We start from the raw sequence: 314 nt of genomic DNA on the forward strand, positions 1-314 counted from the left end.
AATTGGAGCGTAAGCAACGGCATTGCGACCTTGAACACGCCGATTTCGAGTTTGTTGGCGGGAGCGAGCACGACCCGAGACATTACGTTTACGGTGAATGCGGGCTTCACGGGTACGGCGACCAACGTAGCGGAGATTAGTTCTGCTACAGGTGGTACGGACGTGGACAGCAATCCAGACAACAATCCTAGCAACGACGGTACACCGAAGAACGATGTAATCAATGAAAACGGTAAGAACGGTGGAGATGAAGATGATTCTGACCCAGAAGTGATAACGGTGACACCAACGCCAGTGTTTGACTTGGCCTTGAA

Annotated in this window: 1 protein-coding gene; it reads left to right on the plus strand. The window is 51.3% G+C overall.

Annotated elements, in window-relative coordinates; all coding sequences use genetic code 11:
• Positions 1–314 (plus strand): hypothetical protein (locus AC23N5_RS31530; RefSeq protein WP_487758578.1); only part of this gene is annotated, 314 nt, incomplete at both ends.

This window comes from Runella sp. R5_40, assembly GCF_057652295.1.